Source organism: Streptomyces sp. NPDC005374 (assembly GCF_042872225.1).
In the GTDB taxonomy this organism is placed as follows: Bacteria; Actinomycetota; Actinomycetes; order Streptomycetales; family Streptomycetaceae; genus Streptomyces.
The window spans coordinates 111922-131121 of record NZ_JBIAKA010000001.1 but is presented as its reverse complement, the minus strand read 5'-3'; the positions used below and the strand labels follow the sequence as shown (position 1 = coordinate 131121).

The window sequence follows — 19200 nt, the reverse complement described above, 5'->3', positions numbered from 1 at the left end:
AGCGCCTCACCAACCCAGGACGCCCCAAACTTCGCAATCACGTGCGAACGGACTCGGACTCGCCAGGGCACCGCGGCACATGTGGACCAGGCGAATGACCAACCGGAGTCGCGAAGCCCCGAGATGAGGCGGAAACGCTCCAGAACCGCTCACGGCTTTCGCGCCACTCGGCAACGCTGGCGTCGCCCTCCCCTTCGTCCACCACGTGGGCGAGATCCATCTTTCGGTCCGCGGATGGCTCACGAGGGCCGTATGCGCGTGACGGCCCCCGGCAGCAGGACATGGAGCACTGGGTTCTGCGACCTTCGTCCCTTAGGCGGGAGGCAGCGGATGGGTGGCTACCTGCGCGTGGGCTACGTCGCTGACGTCGGCTTCCTGAGTTGGGCGACTCGTCGCCAGGCCACCCACAGATTGATCAGGAGCAGGGCGGATCCCGCAATGGGCCAACCTACGGATCCACCGTCGCGGTAGGTCTGAATGCCGAGGGACAGCAGCATCAGACCGAGTACGGGTCCACCCACCACGTCGAGGAAGGTCTTCGCCCACCTCGCGATCTTCTCCACGTCGACCACGGCTTGATCGTGTCAGGGGACCGCCCCCTCTGCCAAGGGCATGACCCCGGACAGAACCTGCACCTCGTCCTCTTGCCGGCTCGGACCAGAGCATCTGTCGACCGGGCCTGAGCCGGCGATCCGCTCGTCCGAGCGTCGGCAAGCTCTGGACGGGGCGGTTCGAGTCGACGCAAGTGAGGCCGCCGAACGCGCGGGCGACAGCGCGTTGAGGTCCTCCTGACCGCTACGCGAAGTGCATCGACGTTCGGCAGAAGACCGGCAACCGCAAGATCGAAGAGCTGTGCGCTGTTACGTTCGAGCAGTTCAGATGGGGATGAGGAGGGGACGACGATGGGCGGCGACGAGTGGCGTCACACGGGCCCGTACCAGCAGGACCTGACGGTCGCATTCCGGCAGGTTCAGGAAGCGACCCTGGCGCGGGACGACCACGGCTTCGCGGGTCGATCCATCGAAGAACTGTGGCGCGATCCGAAATGGCAGGAGTACATCTTCACCGGCGGTACGAGCACTGTGCTGGACTTCCCCCTCATGATCGACGCCACGGATACCGACGACGGTCCGTTCATGCGGCCGCTGACCGACGCTGAAGTACGCGCGTGGGCTCCCCAAGGCCGACCCACACACGAGGAGTGGGACGACGCCCTCGATTCCTACTGGCTGGCCTTCCCGGGCCGTGCCCAAGGAAACTGCACGGTGCTCTACCATGACGGCCGCCCCGAACAGATCGGCTACTGGGGTGTCACAGCCGACTAGCGAACAGCACCCCTGCACGGTGCGGCCCCTGGATCCGTCCGGAGCCCCGAGGCTGACGGCCGCTCAGGACTCCATCCGCCCCCACATACGCGAAGACCCCGGCCTCAGCGTTTCCGCTGCTGACGGGGTCTTTGGGCACCTAATGCAAGGTGCCCCCGGCAGGATTCGAACCTGCGCACACGGCTCCGGAGGCCAGCAGAGACCATTGCGCTCTTGGGCTGCTGACCTGCGGGGGAGGTGCGGTCATGTTCTTCGATCATCAAGATCATTACGTCCCTATTGCGTGGGCAGCCTGTCGGGCGGCTGGTCCGGCCCGTAAGGTCGAAGCATGATCTCGGGCAGCAGTGGGGAACCGGACGGCGGCGCGGAGTTCACGGCGGAGGGCCTGGAGCCGCTCCTTCGAGAGGCGTGCGCGACGGCCGAACTCGACCCCCGCGGGGCCGAGTTGCTACGCCTCGGCTCGAACGCGGTCTACCGCCTGACGTCGTTACCGGTGATCGTCCGCATCGCGCGCGATCGGTCGGTGCTGGCGGAGATGGAACGGGCCGTGCACGTGACCCGGTGGCTTGAGACACAGGACTTCCCGGCCATGCGTGTGCCGGCGGAGGTCGCCCAACCACTCGTCGTCGGCGGCCGGGTGGTCACCTTCTGGGAGAGCGTTCAGGAGCACGAGGAGTATGGGACCGTCGGCGAACTCGCCGACCTTCTGCGCCGCTTGCACTGGCTCGATGAGCCGGAATCTCTGCGTCTGCCGTATTTCGACCCACTGGCCAAGGTGGCGGCGTCCTTGGAGAGCCTGGAGGGCATCTCAGGGGAGGACCAGACGTTCCTGGAGGAGCGAGCGGCGAGCCTGGGCAAGGACTACGACCGGCTGGACTTCGTCCTCCCCTTCGGCATGATCCACGGGGATGCCAGCATCGGGAACATCCTCCGCCACCGGGACGGGCACGCCGTGCTCATCGACTTGGACGGTTTCGCTCTCGCGCCACGTGAGTGGGACCTGGTCCAGACGTCGATGTTCTACGAACGGTACGGCTGGCACACGCAGGCCGAGTACGCGGAGTTCGTGCACCGGTACGGCTTCGATCTGATGAACTGGCCCGGGTACGAGACCCTTGCGGACCTGCGTGAACTGATGATGGTGGCCTGGCTCGGCCACCAGGTTACGAGGAACGACCGGGCTGCCGCTGAGTTTGCCCGGCGGGTCCGGTCACTTCGCACGGGGGAGGGCCGAGACGAGTGGGGTCCGTTCTGAGCAAGCGCTGAGAGAAGCTCTCAAGCACCAGCACGCTCGTCCGACGCGATCCACAGTCTGTGCTCTCGGACCTGATCGGTGAAGAGCTGTACGTCCTTGCTGGTGCCGACCCCCGCAAGGTTCTGCCGGAACTCGGCCAGGTAGCTGACACAGCGGGCCGACTTGAGCTGCTCGCCCAAGTCGAGGGCATCGAGCGCCACGCGGCAGGCTTCCTCGACGTCTCCGGCACGAAGGTGGGCGTCGGCCAGAACCATGGTCGCAAAGAAGTCGCTCCGCACGTGGCTGCCGCTCATGGCGTTCTCGGCGTGGAGTACGGCCTTCCGCGCGCTGTTGACGTCTCGGAAGCAATGAGCGGCCTCAGCGGCAAGCTCAGCTTCGTCGAAGTAACTGATCCACTCGGGCTCGTCGTCGTTGTTCCTGCTCGCCAGTGAATTCGTGGCTGCGCCCAAGGCGGCTTCACAGGCCCGTACATCCCCTGTCCGGGCAAGCGCGCGGGCCTCCATGGCATGAAACTGGGCGCGAAGCGTCGGAGTGGCTACGGGGGAGATGCCCATGAGCGCCGCGCGGGCGAGCGTGGCGGCCTGGGTGTAGCGACCGAGGAACGTCGCCTGATGACTCATCGCGGACAGGATGCTTCCCGCGAGGCGACGATCGTTCGCGTCCTGAGCCAATCGGAGAGCCTGAAGGAAGTACCGCTGTGCCAAGCCGTGGCGGCAGGCGTCGTACGACATCCAACCGGCCAGGAGGGTTGCCTCCGCCACGGTGGAGAACAGTGCCCGTCCGACTTGCTCTGTGTACTGCCCTCGCAGGAGCGGTGTCACCTCGGTACTGAGGTACTGGACTGCTGCGTGCCGGGCATGGTCGCCACCGAAAAGGTCGTCCAACTCGGCGAACATGTCCGCGGTGGTCTTGATTGCTGCCACGTCTCCAAAGCCGACGCGCATTCCGTCCCGACGTTGCGGAGGAACGGCCGGCTCGGGCGCGACCAGCCACCGGAGCGAGGCTTCGTTCCACGCTGGTTCGGACGGCTCGGCCTGTAACAGGGGCTCGTACCTGTTGAGATCCGCGCGCCACAGCTGGCCGACGGTATCGATCGCTCCTTCGGGACTCGCCGGATAGCTGGCGTCCAGAAGTCCGGTGTCCCGCTCGCCTTCGTGGTTCAGCCCCAACTCGCCGGCACTGAGGTCGTACGCCTCACACAGCATCGGAGCGTAAAAGTCGTCCGGCGTGCTGTGCCCGTTCTCCCAACTGGCGATGCGCCGCTTCACACTGGCGTCAGAGGGAAGCTGGTGGCCTCGGCGGAGCGCAACATGACGCAGCTCGCGCACCAACCGCGGCTGACTCCAGCCCCGGCCCACCCGAGCTTGCCGTAAGCGAACGCTGATCGGCTCCAGCGAAGGCGCGACCATTCCCTCCCCGCCTGTCCGTAGATGCGACTTCTGCGGCGCACGACTCTTCGGCCTCTCGACCGAATGTACGCGCTGTTCCTGACCGCGCGCTGCAAGTAACCGAAGATCCATGGTCGTTGACTCGTGACGGGGGATGACGCGTCCATGCGCGACGCGTCATCCCCCGTCATCCCTCGTCATCTGCCCCGACCGGGGCATGGTCCCTGAGTCTGGACGCAGGGCGGCATTGCGGCCGCAACTGAATCCGACCGAGGTGAGATGAAGTGCAGAGGATGGCCAGAAGGGGTATGGAGTGGCTCTCCGCAGCGGCGGACAACCCTGCGGAGTGTCGGCAAGTCTGGGCGGACGACCCTCGGATGCCGTGCCTGTTGTCTACCGGCCGCCTCTTCGACGTGGTGAGCGTCGAACAGCGTCTCGGGACCGAGATGTTCGACCGCCTCCTACGAAGCGGGATGCCGTTCGGACCGACAGTCGTCGACCGCAAGGCGCAGCGCGTCGGGTTCTTCCTCGGCTCGGAGAGCCGCGAGACCTTCACGCACTACCTGGAACGCGAAACGTCATCGACGCCGCCGTACCGGTACCTCGGCCGCGGCTGCGCCGTTGTCGTCCCCGGCCCCATCCCTTTGTCGGATGACCGCTATCAGTGGCTCCGCGCCCCCACACGCAGGCCGGAGGCCAATCCACTGCGCCCTGTGGCCCTCGCAACCGCGCTGGTCGCCTCCGTGGAACTCCTAGCGCGCATCGACCGCTTCGACGAGCAGTACCCAACGCCCTACGCGGCGGTCGCTGCCCTCCCCGAGGAGACGAACACGGATGTCGGATGAGCCGACCGGCGGTCGAGACGCTGCCGCGTGGTCGCCTCTCGACAGCGACGGCTGGTACGCGGCCCGAAACGCGACCACCGCCCTGCGGGACGTCCTGGTGCGCGCTGGCCTGGAGAAGGACTTCCCCTACCTGCGCGCGGACTTGAACGCCTTCGGGCACGGCCTCGTCGAACTGGGCCGAGTGTCCCCTGACACGGCTGAGCGTCTCGCAGAGCTCCTGCGTCTGGCACTGGCAAGCGGCTTCGGGCGAGACCGTAACGACGACGATCACGAACCAACCATCACCGAAGAACACAAGGGAAGGGCCTGACGCCATGACCGACCGGCGCGGAGTGGTAGCCAAGCGAGCGGAGAACCTGTCGCCCGGCGTGCCCTACGTACGCGGCTGGAACCGCGCACGACGAAGCGCCGGCGCTCTGGCTGATCAGCTCGTGTTACTCGGGCTGGACTCCGACTTTCCCGGCCTGGTGGCCGACGTGAACGTCTTCGGTGACGGGTTGGTGGACCTCGGGACCGTTCGGCCTGAAGCGGCCGAGCTGCTGGCGGCACTGATAACGGCCGGATTGGCTGCGGAATCGCGTGAGGCGGTGACGGACAACCCTCTGCTCCCTCCGCGGGAAGCAACTGCGGCTTGAACTGCTCCTCGGCGGTCAGCTGCCCTGCCGCTCGGCCGGGACCGGCGCCCCAGCGCCGCAGCCCGGACGAACGGCAGGGCCCTCAGCCCCAGCCAAGGGGGGCGGCTAGACCGACGAGCAGACCGCCACATACGACAAGGCAGGGGAGGGCTGGCGGGACGCCGCTCAGGCTGTCCAGATGGCTGTGGGTGAACACGCGAAGGCCGAGGGCGCGGTCTGGTTCGACGTCGAGAGCAAGATGAAAGCAGCCGTACGGCCTTCGGCTGAATAGTCATCCGTGGGCAATCGGTGAAGCTGAGTGTCACGGTCGCATAGGGCTCGGAGCTGCGGATTTACTGCCGTGGAGCCATCCACGGCCTGGCCGGAGATTTGCGCCGGTGTACTATTCCGTGTATGCGTAGACGCTCTGTCTACGCGGCGGAGAGCCCGGCCCCGGCCATCACCCGAGACCAGGCCCTCCTACGCAGTTCACGAGCCCGGTCGAGCACCTACCGACCGGGCTCGCTGCATCCCGGAACCGGCCGACCGAAGACTCGTCACGCTCTTAGCGAGTGGCGAGGAACTGCGCCGCACCGATGATGATGGTTACCACCACCCCGGACGCCGCCATCCCGAGCGACCACTTCTGGTAGCTCGTCCAGCGACCGCGATCGTTTGAGCCGTCGGGTCCTTCCGACTCTTCCGAACGCTCCTCAAGCTCCTCGGAGTAATCCTCAGAGTCTTCGGACGGGTTACACATCGGGGAGACCTCCCTTCCTCGCCGACCCGCCCTTTGCAGGCCGGAGCAGGAGGCCGCACCCCCAACGCGGCTCGAAAGAGGAGCTGTTCGGTCTCTGCTTGAAATCATACCGGGGCCGCCGACAGCCACCGCGGCATGCAACCTTTTCCCAGCTCAGGGGGATTTGAGGCGCCGTCAAGCCACCCCTTCCGGCGTAGAAATCCATCAGCTTCATAGTTCATTGACGCTGTTGTGAGGAGGGTTACGAACTCAAGCTCTACTCCTCCTGCAAGCTGGGTGAGTAACCGTCACGGAACAGCCACAACCACCAATCCGCGCCCCACCTGCCGCGATAATGCCCCCTCAGCCACCGTGTCCAGGGGGGACTATGCGCATCCGCACCATCGCCGTCACCGTCGCCGCGCTCGCCTGCGCGCTCGCCGCGTGCTCCAGCCCAGCAAGCAACGACAAGACGACCTCGAAGCCCTCGAAGTCCGCCACGGCGAAGGAGTCAGTGAAGGAGCTGACCGAGGAGCAGAAGGACGACGCGCTGGCGGACGCTGGCATCCCGAAGGAGCCCACCGGCGCCGACCGCGCCGCACTCCTCCGGGCGCTCGCCGCGGCCAACCCTGACGTTGTGAAGTACGAGGACAAGGCGATCGATGCCGCGCGCAACCAGTGCTCGGCAATCAATGGTGGGGGCAGCAACCTGGACTACGTCGCTTCGCAGCGTTTCTCGTACAAGGACGTCACGACGACCGAAGTGCAGGCCAAGCAAATCAACGCCGCATTGAAGGGCCTCGGCTTCTGCAAGGTGTAGCCGTGTGACGGACCTCCATCCCGAGGCAGTGGCCACTGCCCGCCAGCCGCAGCTCTGTGCTCCGTAGGCGGGTACGCCCTGTCAGCCACACAGCGCCCAGATCTGCTCCACCCCTACGTTGTTCCTCAATTCGCCTTCACTGATGAGTACCCGCGGCGGCATCGACACTCCCCTCTCTGAGCAGGGGAAGGACTGTTGCCGACTGTCGTCATCTGTCGTTGGTGGCTGCCCTCGGACGGCCCACAGACGGCCGGGTTCCGGCCCCGGTATGAGGGGGCCTGTTGCGCTATCGCACCAGGCTATGAGCCGCACCATTCTGCCTGACGGTCGCTGCCGCGATGATGTCTGGTCATGAAGGAACTCGTCCTCGCCCTTGTGGCTGCGGTGTTCGGACTAGCAGGCACAATCGTTGGTGCGCGTGCCGCGAAGAAAGGAGCGTTGATCAGTGCGGAAGTCACCTTGCAGCAAGTTCGCGATCAAGCCAACGTCGATCACGCTCACTGGCTTCGTCAACAGCGGCTGCAGGCGTACGAAGGTTTTCTGGCAGCCTGGGACGAGTGCCTTCGCATCGTTGACTCCGTCGGTTTGCCGGGGAACTCCGACCCGCCGGGAATCAACCCTCTGAAGGAAGCTACTGGCCGCATGGCAGAGCGTGCGAGGCGGATCGACATCCTGGGGCCAGCCGAGGTGGCTCGGGCAGCGGAAGAGCTTGCCATCAGCATTCGGCGCGACGTGGACCTAGCCACCAAACTCATGGAAGTCGCAGAGGCGCAGCAGCCGGCAGCCGAACGCATCACCAACGCGACAGCACCCGCGATGGCATCCGCTGTTGAGGCCATGGAGCAGGCGGTAAGGCAGATGCAAGAGCTTGCGGCGGAGGCAATCGAGGACGTTCGAGTGCCTCCTGGAGCGGACGCGATGTTTGAGGCCTTCGATCGGGCCGAGGAACTCGCCAACGCTGCGATCGCTCAGGCGCACGAGGGCAGCGATGATTTCGCAGTCTTCCTTGACCAAGCGACTGCGATCCTCACTGAGCTGAAGAGCAATCAGGAAGCCCGCGAGGGAATCCGCGGGTGGTTCACGGCCGCGGCGCGGCGCACGCTTGATTCCGCAACTCCATGAGCATGGCGCCGGATTCCCAGTCGTGACTCAATAAGTGAACATGAGCTTAGAAGATGCGGGCGTGCCTTGGTAACGCCGCCTGAACGACCTACGCCAACGCCATGCTGAGCTGCTGAGTGCCCTTACCGTCCGCCGTCGTTGTCGTCAGCGCTGCACTGCCGTCACTGCCGTTGGAACTGCTGCCCTGCGACACCCGCTTTAGGAGTTCGATCCAGTTCCGCTCCAGATGCCGTCGGCGACTGGTGCGACGGCCGGACAGTGACGCTGGTGTACGTCCCCGTCCGGCGGCGTTGATGTCAGCAGTGGATGTCAGAAACCTTCTGTCCGTGGTGCGTGACCGGCCCCAGGTCACGCCTGAATGCCAGTGAACGGGGTTGGAGGAGACGAAAACGCAGACGGCTCGGCAGGCCCAGCAGCCCCCTGGACTCTCGCGGCACGCGCTCAGCGGGGCGTCACGAGTCCGCGTCTTCTTCGCGGTGCCCTGCATCCGGTTGACGTCGACTGCGCCAGATGGTTAACGCACGTTTGCCAGTAGCGAGAAGAGCGCCTGTTACACAAGCGCTGGTGAGATTGACGACCAAGTCGTAGGCGAACCCGTGCACTTACTCTCCGTGGGCAGCTCGAAGCTACCCACCGGATGAGCAGGCTGTAACGAACGCCGGCCAATGAGCAACCGACTGGAATGTCACCCCGTCCTCGCACAGGGGTCACAACGTTGTGTGACGTGGTCAGGGTAGCAGCGAGATGTCGAACTCTCTCTGGTGGCCCATGACTACAGCCTCCAGAAGCATCCACCACTTGTCGGCCTTGACCTGCGGCGTGCGGGTGCAACGGGGGCAAACGAACGTGTACGCCTCACGGCAAATGAACGACTGCGGTTTGGCGTCCGGCATGGGAGGCGCGAAGCGCTCCAGCGGCCAGTTCATACCTCGCTCGCTCCGGCGCATTCTCGCCGTGGTCAACCGAGTACGACGATGCTGGCCGCGATCTGTGCAGACGATCGACACAAAGATCAGCTTGCTCCAGATGTCCTCATCCTGCTCCACACGCCGAGACTAGGCGCAACGGCTCGTTGGTGAGACGGCTTTCAGTCGAGTGATCGTGCGAGCGCACGTCGCAGCAGCAAGGCGACCAACGGAGCGAGGGGCCGGTTCTGGTCGCACCGCAACATCCAGATCGCTAGAGCTGGTCGATGCACACACGCAATAGCGCGTTGATGTACGAGGGCAGGGGGACATCATGCATCGTGATAACCCCCCGGCTGGTCCGGATCTGCCGGTGCATCACGTCGTCCGCCTGGTTCTTGAATTCCAACAGCTTTTTGGCGTACTTCCGGTCTGCCTCGGTTGGCCAGGCGTGGTTGCTGGCCGCCGTCTGGAAGGACTTCTGCCCGAGAATCGGCGGCACATGGTCGATGATGGCGCGCACCAGAGCATGACAGGCGTAGGCATGCCCGTCCCGGAAACAGGCGTTTAGTTCGCGCATGAGCTGCAAGAGCTTGTCTGGACTCAGCCGGGTCTGTCCCTGCTTATCCTCAAGCTCTCTAATGAGGTCCTCATTGACGTACTGCGGCGGCGGGTCGACGACTGGCGCAATAGCGGGCGGGACCTCGGTCGATTGGTTACGCTGGATGCCCGCCAAGATGGCTTCGAGAGCCCGTTCATCCTCCTCGACTAGCTCAACAACCCGGCTCACATAGTCGGTCAGACTGGTGATCCCCTTGAGTTTGAGCAGCTCCCGGTGAAGTTCATACCGCCATGTTTGGCGGCCATTAGGCGCGCTGTAGTAGCCCTGGCCCCCACGGGCTAGCGGGGGCTCATGCCGGAAGATCTCAGGCAAAACGGTCAGATATTCCTTGCTCATGGTGGGAAACCTCTCGGCGATCTCAGACGCCTCCACGAAGTTCCTCTGTACCTGGTTTGGTGACGACGGAGCTTCAAGCTGACGCTTGATGAGGTAGTGCACCACGGGAGTGAGCCAGGCGCCGAAGACATCCTCTAGCTGCTTCAAGTGCAGGCCAGCCGCCACGGTGAGCGTGGGGCGACTGTCATCCGCGATGGTATTGCGGTCGTACCACGCCAGTCCGTATGACCGGCCGCCAATGGCAGTCGAGCCCACAACGGGAAGCGACTTAAGTAGCTTCTCGGCATCCAGGCCCTTACGATCCATCTCCGCTACCACGTGGTGCCAGACTGGCCAGCGCCCATCCTTCAAGAACGGCCCGGCCATGGTCTGCATGAGCATCAGTTGTTCAGGGCCCAGCTTGGCCGTCAGGTCCGACATCGTTCGTCCACTCTTGAGATCATCCGCACAGATGACCCCGTATGTTACGCCGAGTCACTGACAGTCAGCCACGTCTTTGAGTCCGCTCAACCTGTGCAGGGGGCACGGGACTTGCTGCCGCCTTGATGCACCATCAGCGGCCACGGTTCTACGTCGGCCCCGCTATGACCCAAGCCGATGGAGCCCCAATACAAGTGACAACTCCTTCGGACGGCCCAGGGACGGCCCGACTTTGCCCCGCTCGACTGAGGGCACCTTCGATACGCCCCGCCTCAACCTCAGCCGAAGACAGCCAGCCACGACGGTGGGCCCGCCGACCGATCACGCACGCGTGTGCTCCACTGCACCCCCACAGGCCTCAGCCACGCTGCCATGCCGTCCACCAGAGCAAGCCACGACGGCCGGCCCGTGACAACAGTCTTGAGCCCTCAGCTTGGGAAGCTTGCGTCTTCTGGCGGCAGTTGCTGCGTTGACCTGCGGCGGAACTGATACGGCAAGCGCCTGGCCAACGACTTGGTCCCCGCCATTCCCCGTGGTTCTGGCACAGTCTCGTCGTCCCGAATCCTCTGCCAGGTGGTCATTCGGGGTCCCGTAGGCCGGTCGGCCGTAGCTGATCGGCTGTGATCTTCTTGGGACACGGCACGAGGATCGTCAAGATAAGCAATTTCGCGCTCAGACAGTGCGCTCAGACGCTACCGTGTCTTCAAGATCCATGCCTGGTGGCAACGTCTTGGAGAAGCACATGAAGATGGAACCGCGCAGCATCGCGCTTGACAAAATCTTCAAGCGCCGAGGCCGGTATGACATCCCGGATTGGCAGCGGGACGAGGTTTGGTCGCCAGAGCGAAAGCAGTTGCTCATCGACTCCATCCTTAACGGGTGGAAGCTTCCTAAATTCTATTTTGCCAAAACTGCGAGTGATCCCGACGAGTTCGACGTTGTCGATGGTCAGCAGCGACTCTCCGCAATCTGGGAGTTTTTTGAAAACAAACTCCGTCTCTCGGAGGAGACCGCCCAGAAATTTGGCGGCCATACATATTCCGAGCTTCCTTACACCGTGACCGACAGTTTCGACGATTTCGAGATTCAGTATGACGAAATCACTGATGCGACGGACGATGAAATCCAGGGCTTCTTTCAGCGCCTGCAGCAAGGAATGATGCTGACCTCCGCAGAGAAGTTGAATTCCATCAACAGTAGTCTGACCAGGTTTGCGCGACAGCTTGCCGCTCACAATTTCTTCAAGGAGAAAGTGGCTGCTAGTAATTCTCGGAAAGCCTACTTCGATATTGCAGTGAAGACGCTGGCGCTCGAATCCGAGGGCTTCGGAATGCGGCTGCGTTATGAGGACTTGAAAGAGTTTGCCGAGTCCCACGTTGCGTTTTCTGAGAATTCACAGATCGCGGCTCGCCTGACCGGAACACTTGACTACTTGGACCGCGTGTTTGCGGGGAAAAGCACCTTCCTGCGGAATCGGAGCACTATTCAGTCCCTCATCACGCTAGCCGCGAATATTGTCGATACGGGACGCGCTGATGGCACGGAGGAACGCTTCAGAGGATTCGTCGAAAAGTTTGGTGCGGAGCTAGCTCATCAAAACGAGCTAGGGACTCGCGCTACGGATGGCTCTTACTTGGATTATCAGCGTACATTGTCTGCGAATGTGAAAGCCGGTCCGCGCATCCGTCACGAAATCCTGATGCGTAAGCTGCTGCTATCCGACCCGTCATGGATTGATGTCTTTGGCACTCAAGAGGGTGTTTCAGGGCTTCGGGAAGAGATCGATCGGCTCGGGCAGCGTGTCGCATCTCTGGTATCACTCAGGAATGAGGAGCATTCAGCGAAGACAGGGAAGGACTTTATTAAGCTAACCAATAGGACAGTGACGGCACTTTCAGTAATTCGTGAGCCAGTAGAGAACTTCGAAGGCTACTCGAAGATGATCGGTGACTTGTACTTCACGCTACGGGAAGGCCCTGGACAGCGCCTAGAGCAGATCCCCTCGTCGTTTGAGGACGTTAACCTTCTTCGGACAGGTCTCCAGCATGATGTAGATCATGGTAAAGCTGGCGATGTAGCAAAGAAGAGAGTCAAGATCGGCGCTGCATTCGCTAAGTACGCATCCGGGGATACGTCACCCCACACGCTCGCTCCTGAGCGGTTTCAGTTTGTACAGGCCGCCTTGCTCCAAGCTATCGTCGAAGATCTCGAAAACCTCTCATTCTGACTTTGCATATCCGGCTATCAGCCTTCCTCTGGCCTAACTGGAAGTGACCTATGCCTGAGCACGTCCTGGACCCGGGGCTGCAAGTCATAGATGCCCTTGCCAAGCTCGGTGAGTGTCTCGGCTATGAGGTGGAGCGAGAACGTCGCGTAGGCGGAAAAGGTGCAGCAGTCGATTTGGCGTGGTACGCCGCAGGCGACAGGTGGATTCCTCTGATGATATTTGAGGTAGAGAGCAAAGCCAGCTCTGGCATGGCAAACAATGCCATGAAGGTCCTGTCTCGAGACGTCGATGACTTCGTTAAACCGCTATTCCTGTTTCATGTCGTGCTCAAAGGAAGTGCGACCAATGAACGCATTGCCAACCTGCGTCGCCAGTGGGGCTCGCACAACTATCGTGTCTACACGCTAGAGTTAGAGGGGGAAATTCAGCGTCTTGTAGTCGACGTCCTTTCGCAGCATCGACGCGTGACGAAGAGCATCGACTTGGAGCGCGTGAGCGCAACACTTGATGATGGCGCATGGGAAGCAGTTGACAAGATTTCTGTACTTTCCAAGCTGCAGGGTCTTAAGTATTCTGCGAACTACCTAGGTGGGCTCGCGCGCATTGGTTTGCGGAATCCTTCACTGGTATCCCTCTATCTGGATTCCCTGGAGTGTATTCACGGTGCTGGACGCGATGTGGTCGGCCGATACGGTGGCTTCATCGGGGATTATATTCCTGGCCTGTTGGAGATCTCGATGCTTATATCCCGTGGGCGACTGTCCGATGGGGACGGGCCTGGGAAGCTGGAGGAGTGGCAGGAGAGGTCCGGTTATGGGATGCGCACCATTGGACCCTATTTTGGACTGAGCCGAGACTACGACTCCTTCGTGATAGGTGTGGCTCCCTACGTCTACGGCATGGCTGGCATGCTGCTTCGAGGGCATCCCGAGTCTTATCGCTGGCTGACGACAGATCTGCATTCGATTGTCATGGAGGAGTACCGTCGGCAAATGCGCGAACCGACCACGCTTCCCGGTGCTGTCTGGCTTCTGCATATTTCCGCTAGTGGCTCGTCTCTTTTTCCCGCGCAAAATGGTACTGATTCCGCATTTGAGGCTGTATTCGAGTCTTCGCGTGCACTGATAAATGGTGGCGGTGGACTCCCTGTCGAGATTCTGGACTCCCCGCCGGACTATGTGGACGTGCATGACGAACATGTAATGAGTGAGTGGCTGGGGCGTCTAGAAGGTGAGCGAATCGAAGTGCCGCAACTGCGGGATTTCAATGAGCGCTACCTCGACGGCAATGATTGCGCGGAAATAGGACGCGAGTATGCCTTGGAATCGGCCATGGAAATGCTGATGGCAGATGATTGGCGCTGTAAGTCAGTAGACCTTTTTATCCGTGAGCTTCGAAAGTCACCTAGGTAAAACGGGGGCCCGGCACAACGCGGTCGGTGGAGCGGCTTTGGGGTGGCGCTGCTTTGGCGCGAGTGATCATGGCCCCGTAAGCTTCCGGCGCGTCGGGCAGTCTGTGGACCTGCCCGGTAAAGCACGACGTTGGGGCCATGATCTTCGAGGCTCGCGCCAAAGTGGCTCCGTAAAGCCGCTCCACCGACCGCCCCAGCCACAACGTCCCCCTTCTCTCGCATCAGGCGGCTGCATGCTGTGCGCGCGGTACGGGCGGCGGCCGGGCTGGAGCGGGGCGGAGACAGGAGCGCAGGCCCGGCCGGGGGCCGGGCCGCGCGCGGGGAGCGGAGCGAGCCGCCTTGACCAATACGGGACCCCAGACTGCTCGTTGTCTGGGGTCCCGGCGTGTCGGAAGCTGTATACCCTCCTGGGCTGTGGGGTCGGAGAGCGATCCGGCCGGGTCCGATTGAGGAGACACCAAAGTGTCCGAGCCCATGAGCACCCCTGCAGAGACCCGCGTTCGCCTGAAGGACGGTAGCTATGCCGTCCTTACACTGGCGGACGTCGCCGTCGCTGCCCTGCATACGCCTGAGGACGATAAGTACGAGGTGCTCGCCGTGGTCGGCGGGAAGAATGTCCCCGCCCTGGCGCTCGCGCGGGATGCGCTGAATGGCCGGGACCCGTGGAACACCAACGTTGCTGAGATGGCTCTGCACGATCTCGGGTTCAGCATCTTGGTGCGGCGCCGATTCGACAACGCCACCGGTGAGCCGGTGCGTCTCACCCGCGAGCAGATCAACAATTCTTCGGTCTGACCTGGACGACGTCTTCGATCGAATGCCAGGGCCCGGACTGCCATCGGTCGAGGGCTCCGGCCTGTCCACAGGTGTCCCGTCTTAATTGATCTGGTTCCGAGTTGGACCCCTGACATGCGGCGACCAGTTCGGTTGAGACGTGGGGGTGCCGCGAATCTCAGCTGATGTGGTCCTGGCCGAGGGACGCCGGATGCCGTCTCAGTTGATCTGGTCCAGCTCCACGGTTTCGAATAACCGTGTTCCGCCCCTGCAGCGCGAGCGTGGAACGGCCGTGGAGATGATGACCTGATGCAGCACATCCTCAACCCACCGGGAGGGCTGACGGACAGGGGCCGGCGCTTCATCGCCGCACGGGCCCGCACCGTTCCTTTCCCCGTGCAGGACAACCCGGACGACACCGAGGTCATCGCGCGGCTCGCGCCGTTTCCCGAGGTGGACACCACGATGGCGCTCGCCGGGCTCCGGCGGGCCCAGGAGCGCTACGGCGGGCTCGTCTATCGCACCTCGGCCTGGTCGTTCCAGGAGGAGATTCGTTTCGAGCCGTGGCCGTACTACCAGGAAAGCGTGGGCCACGGGCCGCTGGGGGAGTTCATCGACCACGAGGTGGCGCACCCCTACTCCGTGACCCTGCGGAGCGACAGCGCGGTCGTGTACCGCTTCGCCGCAGACGTGGCGGTGTTCGCGGACGCCGACGCCCTGATCGAGGCGGACGCGCTGTACTGGGAGTGCGAGAGTTGGATCCCAGTGGTGGAGCCGAACGTAGGGCAGTCCGCTGCAGGGGTCAGGGAAGCGGCTTCACAGCTGTCTCTGATCCGGGAAGGTTCCGGGAACACGGAGTGGTGGTGGGAGTCCGACGGGTTTCGAGTACACCTGTGGCGGACGTTCGCTGAACTGTTTCAGCAGGAGAGGCAGGCCAAGTGGGGGCTGTGGGCCAGGGACGAGGCAGGTCTGCGGGCAGCCCATCGGTTCCTCGCAGGAAACGACCTTCGGTGACTTCTGACGGTCCCCATGGCAGTTGTCCTGTCTCAATCGATCTTGGGCAGAGCGGGCCGGTGAACTGGGGTGCCCACGATCGGATGAGACAAGCGCGGGCTCGTGTCTCAAATGATCGTGGGCATCCTGTACGAATCAGGGCGAGCTGAGAAGCTCGGCTCATGATGGAGCGGGCCGGTCGTGTGCAAGGTGATGTCGTCAGCAAGGGTAAGTATGCGCGTGTCGAGAGGGAGAGACGGTTCTTGCTGGCAGAGCCTCCGGCTCCTTCGTCGGTCACTGTCACCCGTGTGATCACAGACCGGTACCTGGTGGGGACGCGTCTGCGTCTGCGACGGGCCGAGCGCCGGGATGTCGGTGGTTGTGAACTCAAACTCACCCAGAAAGTGCCCGCCGATCGGCCGGGTGCCGTGCAAGGGCTGATCACAAATACCTACTTGTCTCCAGCCGAGTACGACGTGCTTGCCTCGTTGCCAGCTGCGCTGTTGTCCAAGACGCGGTTCAGCGTGCCTCCCTTGGGCGTTGATGTCTTCGACGGTCCTCTGCAGGGCTTGGTCCTGGCGGAGGCCGAGTTCACCAGCGATGAAGCGGCCCTGGCTTTCGTGCCTCCTGTGGAGTGCGTGGCGGAGGTCACGGTCGACGCTCGCTTCACCGGCGGGAGACTGGTCGGGGCTTCTCGGGAGGACTTGGTGGCGTGGCTGGCCGAATACGGAATCCGTCCAGAGGTGCGCTGACGCGATACAGCGAAGGCACGAATGGCCAGACCTCCCGTGCCCCCAAACGACTGAGACGCCGACCCAATTGCCCAGAGGGACTGAGACTGCCCAGGGTTGGCTGAGACGGGACAGGAACCTCGCGAAACGCCTTCTGGCCTGGCGCGAAGCCGATCAAGATCATTACGTCGTCATTACGTGATCACTGGCAAACGGCTGCTTTTGGCGGCATCTGCCTGCACATACGCGAAGACCCCGGCCTCAGCGTTTCCGCTGGTGACGGGGTCTTTGGGCACCATATGAAGGGTGCCCCCGGCAGGATTCGAACCTGCGCACACGGCTCCGGAGGCCGTGGGATTCCCGCGTGTTTTCGCAGGTCAGCGGCTTACCTGACAGGTTGTCAGGCCCGCCGTCCCGCGCATGTCCCGCGAGAATGAAATGGCCCCTTTGGTTGTCTTGTCCGTATCGTTCCCTGTGGCTGCCGATCCATGCACCATGACGTAGATCACGACTTCCTCGGACGAGCGTAGGGGTATATGGTGCGCCGCTCAATCGAACAGGGAGGCAGTCCGGAGCGCGCGGGCAAGCCAAGCGAGCCGGTTGTGCGCCGGGCTCGGCGGGGGCGCTCCCACGCGGTGCCGGGGTCAGCGGTGGCCGACGGGCGTGTCCCGCCGCTTCTCGTCCGGATGCCCTGAGGGCGTGCGGCCGTGCTGAATTTCCGGCTTCCGGCGGGTCGAGGCTCATCGTCGACGTGGTGCCGTAGCGGGCACCCGGCTGGCCCATGCGGCAATCGGCGTTGGTCGCAAGGGCGTGGCCTCGCGAACCTCGACGGCGAACAGGCGGGGCGGACGCCGGGCAGGGGTGCCGACGGCCGCAAACCGGCGGGCGAAGGCCGGCCGACGCACACCAAGGCCGAAACGGCCCCGATCTCCCGTCGCCTGGAGGTGCTCGGCGTGGGTGTGGGGGACTGGCCCGCCCGGTCGTGAATATGGGCGGACCTCGTGTGGAGTTGTGAAGTTGAGTTCGGGATGCGGCCTTTCGTCGTACGGGCAGGTGGTGGCGGTGGACTGTCAATGATCCAGGGGATCGCCGATTTGGCCAACCGGCGATCCCGAGCTATGTTGCGCTGCCCGAAGCGGCGAACGCAGAAGCACCAAGAACGTGTGAGCCCTTGCTTCAGAGCGGGCGCCGTTTGCGGATGGGCAAAATACTCAGGGCCATGATGGTGCCGTCGCCCTGGAACGAGATCGGGTCGTTCCATCTCCCAGCTGCATGGGAGTCGCGCCGTTTGGAGTGGAGTTCGTAGACCGCTTGCCGGTACTCCTCCACGCGGCCGTCTTTGATCAGTTCGTACAGTTCTGAGTCCATTCCGGAGAATGCCTCGATGCGTGCGGTCCCCATGCGGAAGACATTGTCCGTGCCGACGAATTTCGTGTCGCCGACCTCGATGTCCGCATCGTCGACGCTCGATGTCGCGGCGAAGGCGGGCGTGTCGTAGTGCTCTCGTCCTTGGCGGGCGGTGAGATAACCGGCCGTGTATTTCCGTCCGCCGGAGAAAGCGGTCAGGCCGGCTGCTGCGGTTCGGGCCAGGAGCTGGCCGAACCAGGCGAGGTCGTCCTCGCCGACCTGGAAGCCGTCGACCGTCCGCGCCCGTCGACCGTCGCGGGCCGGTACGCGTATGGCGTTGGGGTAGGGGATTCCGGGCTTGTCCCTGATCTCCTCGTCGGCATCATTCAGGGCGCCGGGTATTCGGAGGGGGAGCAGAGCCTCGCCTGGGGATTGCAGCACATTGACCACGACCCCGCCCTGGCCCATGAGTTCGGTGGACAGCATCAGGCAGGGCGTGGTGTTCCAGGGGCCGATCTGCATGCCTTCGGTCAGTTCTGCTCCCTTGACCAGTTGCTGGATCGTGGTGCTGCGGGTTCGGCCGGTGCGTTTGCTGGGCTTCTGGTGGTTTCCGCGGCAGGCCACGAAGGTGACTTTCGACGGCTCGCCGGGTTTCCATGCCTCGATGATGTAGTCGGGCCGGGGCCGTGAGCCCTTGTTCCGTTGGGAGACGCTCAGGGGCCAGCCGGCTCGCAGCAGCGTGTTCGTGTCGACGACCGAGATGATGTGGTCGGGGTAGCGCTGCTGCACGATGTGCTCCGCCACCGTGAGCCCGAAGCCGACGGCCAGTTCCCGGGCCTGCATGCCCTTGTACCAGCTCTCGGAGGAGCGGCCCTTGTCGGTGAGATCCATGGAACCGGCGCGGTTGCCGTCGAGTGCCTCGCAGAACTTCAGGCTGAGCCAGTGTTCTGCCAGCCCGCGTCCCATGCCCTGGCCGGCCAGGACGTAGCCGCGCGCTACGGCGTGCAGGACTTGCCACGGCGTCAGGTCGATGGATCGCCCGTGCTCGGCCGGCGCGACCGGCCGCAGGTCGGTCTTCCTGCGTGCTGCTTCCTGGCCCTTTTCCCGGCGCTTCTTGTCGATGGCCGCCGCCGCGGAGTCCACGTGCGCGGCCAGTTCTGTCGTCGAGTGGACGTGAACGCTCGTCGAGCGGCTGAGTGCGTTCAGGATCTGTCGCGCGGTTCTCGCCATGCATCCCCCACGGTCCGCGTGCTCTGGCTGGCCGGGAACGGTAGTTCGGGACATTGGGGCGCGTGCAAGTGCGCATGGCGCACCAAGGACTACAAC

At 63.4% G+C, this 19200-nt stretch carries 17 protein-coding genes, 1 tRNA gene and 1 pseudogene; 12 read left to right on the top strand and 7 right to left on the bottom strand.

The genetic code is table 11. The features are described from left to right. Positions 1-139 precede the first annotated feature (139 nt). Positions 140-223: pseudogene (locus ACFYRX_RS00650) on the bottom strand (RNA-binding protein); the annotation flags it as partial. A 130-nt stretch (positions 224-353) separates the two neighbouring features. Continuing rightward, positions 354-572, bottom strand: coding sequence for a hypothetical protein (locus ACFYRX_RS00645; protein WP_389095300.1), 219 nt, complete (start codon positions 570-572; stop codon positions 354-356). 330 nt (positions 573-902) lie between these two features. Here ACFYRX_RS00645 and ACFYRX_RS00640 point away from each other — a divergent pair, with 330 nt between their 5' ends. Continuing rightward, positions 903-1325 carry a hypothetical protein gene (locus ACFYRX_RS00640; protein ID WP_389095298.1) on the top strand — a complete coding sequence of 141 codons (423 nt, stop codon included), beginning with the start codon at positions 903-905 and terminating at the stop codon, positions 1323-1325. A gap of 328 nt (positions 1326-1653) precedes the next feature. Then, positions 1654-2580 carry a phosphotransferase gene (locus tag ACFYRX_RS00635; RefSeq protein ID WP_389095296.1) on the top strand — a complete coding sequence of 309 codons (927 nt, stop codon included), beginning with the start codon at positions 1654-1656 and terminating at the stop codon, positions 2578-2580. A gap of 20 nt (positions 2581-2600) precedes the next feature. On the opposite strand, the gene ACFYRX_RS00630 is transcribed toward ACFYRX_RS00635, so the two are convergent. Next, the gene (locus tag ACFYRX_RS00630; RefSeq protein ID WP_389095294.1) at positions 2601-3848 is read right to left on the bottom strand and encodes a hypothetical protein; all 1248 of its coding nucleotides are present in this window, start codon (positions 3846-3848) and stop codon (positions 2601-2603) included. 404 nt (positions 3849-4252) lie between these two features. Between ACFYRX_RS00630 and ACFYRX_RS00625 the strand changes: the two genes are divergently transcribed. From ACFYRX_RS00625 to ACFYRX_RS00605, 5 genes are all read left to right on the top strand, one after another. Further along, entirely contained in the window at positions 4253-4813 is a 561-nt protein-coding gene (locus ACFYRX_RS00625; RefSeq protein ID WP_389095292.1) for a bifunctional DNA primase/polymerase, read from the top strand. Continuing rightward, positions 4803-5123, top strand: coding sequence for a hypothetical protein (locus ACFYRX_RS00620; RefSeq protein WP_389095290.1), 321 nt, complete (start codon positions 4803-4805; stop codon positions 5121-5123). Before ACFYRX_RS00625 ends, ACFYRX_RS00620 begins: the two co-directional genes overlap by 11 nt. Before the next feature lie 4 nt (positions 5124-5127). Next, a complete protein-coding gene (locus ACFYRX_RS00615; protein WP_389095288.1) occupies positions 5128-5448 on the top strand; it encodes a hypothetical protein in 321 nt (106 codons plus the stop codon). Positions 5449-6554: 1106 nt separating this feature from the next. After that, a complete protein-coding gene (locus ACFYRX_RS00610) occupies positions 6555-6986 on the top strand; it encodes a hypothetical protein (RefSeq protein WP_389095286.1) in 432 nt (143 codons plus the stop codon). Positions 6987-7337: 351 nt separating this feature from the next. Further along, complete coding sequence (locus tag ACFYRX_RS00605) at positions 7338-8108, top strand: hypothetical protein (protein WP_389095284.1); 771 nt, start codon at positions 7338-7340, stop codon at positions 8106-8108. A gap of 728 nt (positions 8109-8836) precedes the next feature. Here the strand turns inward: ACFYRX_RS00605 and ACFYRX_RS00600 are convergent. Further along, a complete protein-coding gene (locus ACFYRX_RS00600) occupies positions 8837-9154 on the bottom strand; it encodes a hypothetical protein (protein ID WP_389095282.1) in 318 nt (105 codons plus the stop codon). A 133-nt stretch (positions 9155-9287) separates the two neighbouring features. Beyond that, on the bottom strand, positions 9288-10391 hold the full coding sequence (locus ACFYRX_RS00595; protein ID WP_389095280.1) for a hypothetical protein: 1104 nt from the start codon (positions 10389-10391) through the stop codon (positions 9288-9290). 742 nt (positions 10392-11133) lie between these two features. Here ACFYRX_RS00595 and ACFYRX_RS00590 point away from each other — a divergent pair. From ACFYRX_RS00590 to ACFYRX_RS00570, 5 genes are all read left to right on the top strand, one after another. Continuing rightward, the gene (locus ACFYRX_RS00590; protein WP_389095278.1) at positions 11134-12618 is read left to right on the top strand and encodes a DUF262 domain-containing protein; all 1485 of its coding nucleotides are present in this window, start codon (positions 11134-11136) and stop codon (positions 12616-12618) included. A gap of 50 nt (positions 12619-12668) precedes the next feature. After that, positions 12669-14030 (top strand): hypothetical protein, encoded by a 1362-nt coding sequence (locus ACFYRX_RS00585; protein WP_389095276.1) that lies wholly within the window; start codon positions 12669-12671, stop codon positions 14028-14030. A 461-nt stretch (positions 14031-14491) separates the two neighbouring features. Beyond that, complete coding sequence (locus ACFYRX_RS00580) at positions 14492-14824, top strand: hypothetical protein (RefSeq protein WP_389095274.1); 333 nt, start codon at positions 14492-14494, stop codon at positions 14822-14824. 288 nt (positions 14825-15112) lie between these two features. Continuing rightward, positions 15113-15817, top strand: coding sequence for a hypothetical protein (locus ACFYRX_RS00575; protein WP_389095272.1), 705 nt, complete (start codon positions 15113-15115; stop codon positions 15815-15817). 287 nt (positions 15818-16104) lie between these two features. Further along, complete coding sequence (locus ACFYRX_RS00570) at positions 16105-16548, top strand: hypothetical protein (RefSeq protein ID WP_389095270.1); 444 nt, start codon at positions 16105-16107, stop codon at positions 16546-16548. A 289-nt stretch (positions 16549-16837) separates the two neighbouring features. Here ACFYRX_RS00570 and ACFYRX_RS00565 read toward each other — a convergent pair. Together ACFYRX_RS00565 and ACFYRX_RS00560 are read right to left on the bottom strand one after the other, a co-directional pair. After that, positions 16838-16918: transfer RNA gene (locus tag ACFYRX_RS00565), tRNA-Arg, on the bottom strand. A 785-nt stretch (positions 16919-17703) separates the two neighbouring features. Further along, positions 17704-19104: a hypothetical protein gene (locus ACFYRX_RS00560; protein WP_389095268.1), complete on the bottom strand. Its 1401-nt coding sequence runs from the start codon at positions 19102-19104 to the stop codon at positions 17704-17706. Positions 19105-19200 lie beyond the last annotated feature (96 nt).

Bases quoted from the DNA above. Each gene is read 5' to 3' on its own strand.
- ACFYRX_RS00605 (WP_389095284.1), top strand. From the start codon at position 7,338: ATGAAGGAACTCGTCCTCGCCCTTGTGGCTGCGGTGTTCGGACTAGCA.
- ACFYRX_RS00590 (WP_389095278.1), top strand. From the start codon at position 11,134: ATGAAGATGGAACCGCGCAGCATCGCGCTTGACAAAATCTTCAAGCGC.
- ACFYRX_RS00640 (WP_389095298.1), top strand. From the start codon at position 903: ATGGGCGGCGACGAGTGGCGTCACACGGGCCCGTACCAGCAGGACCTG.
- ACFYRX_RS00575 (WP_389095272.1), top strand. From the start codon at position 15,113: ATGCAGCACATCCTCAACCCACCGGGAGGGCTGACGGACAGGGGCCGG.
- ACFYRX_RS00560 (WP_389095268.1), bottom strand. From the start codon at position 19,104: ATGGCGAGAACCGCGCGACAGATCCTGAACGCACTCAGCCGCTCGACG.
- ACFYRX_RS00595 (WP_389095280.1), bottom strand. From the start codon at position 10,391: ATGTCGGACCTGACGGCCAAGCTGGGCCCTGAACAACTGATGCTCATG.
- ACFYRX_RS00635 (WP_389095296.1), top strand. From the start codon at position 1,654: ATGATCTCGGGCAGCAGTGGGGAACCGGACGGCGGCGCGGAGTTCACG.
- ACFYRX_RS00615 (WP_389095288.1), top strand. From the start codon at position 5,128: ATGACCGACCGGCGCGGAGTGGTAGCCAAGCGAGCGGAGAACCTGTCG.
- ACFYRX_RS00620 (WP_389095290.1), top strand. From the start codon at position 4,803: ATGTCGGATGAGCCGACCGGCGGTCGAGACGCTGCCGCGTGGTCGCCT.
- ACFYRX_RS00585 (WP_389095276.1), top strand. From the start codon at position 12,669: ATGCCTGAGCACGTCCTGGACCCGGGGCTGCAAGTCATAGATGCCCTT.
- ACFYRX_RS00610 (WP_389095286.1), top strand. From the start codon at position 6,555: ATGCGCATCCGCACCATCGCCGTCACCGTCGCCGCGCTCGCCTGCGCG.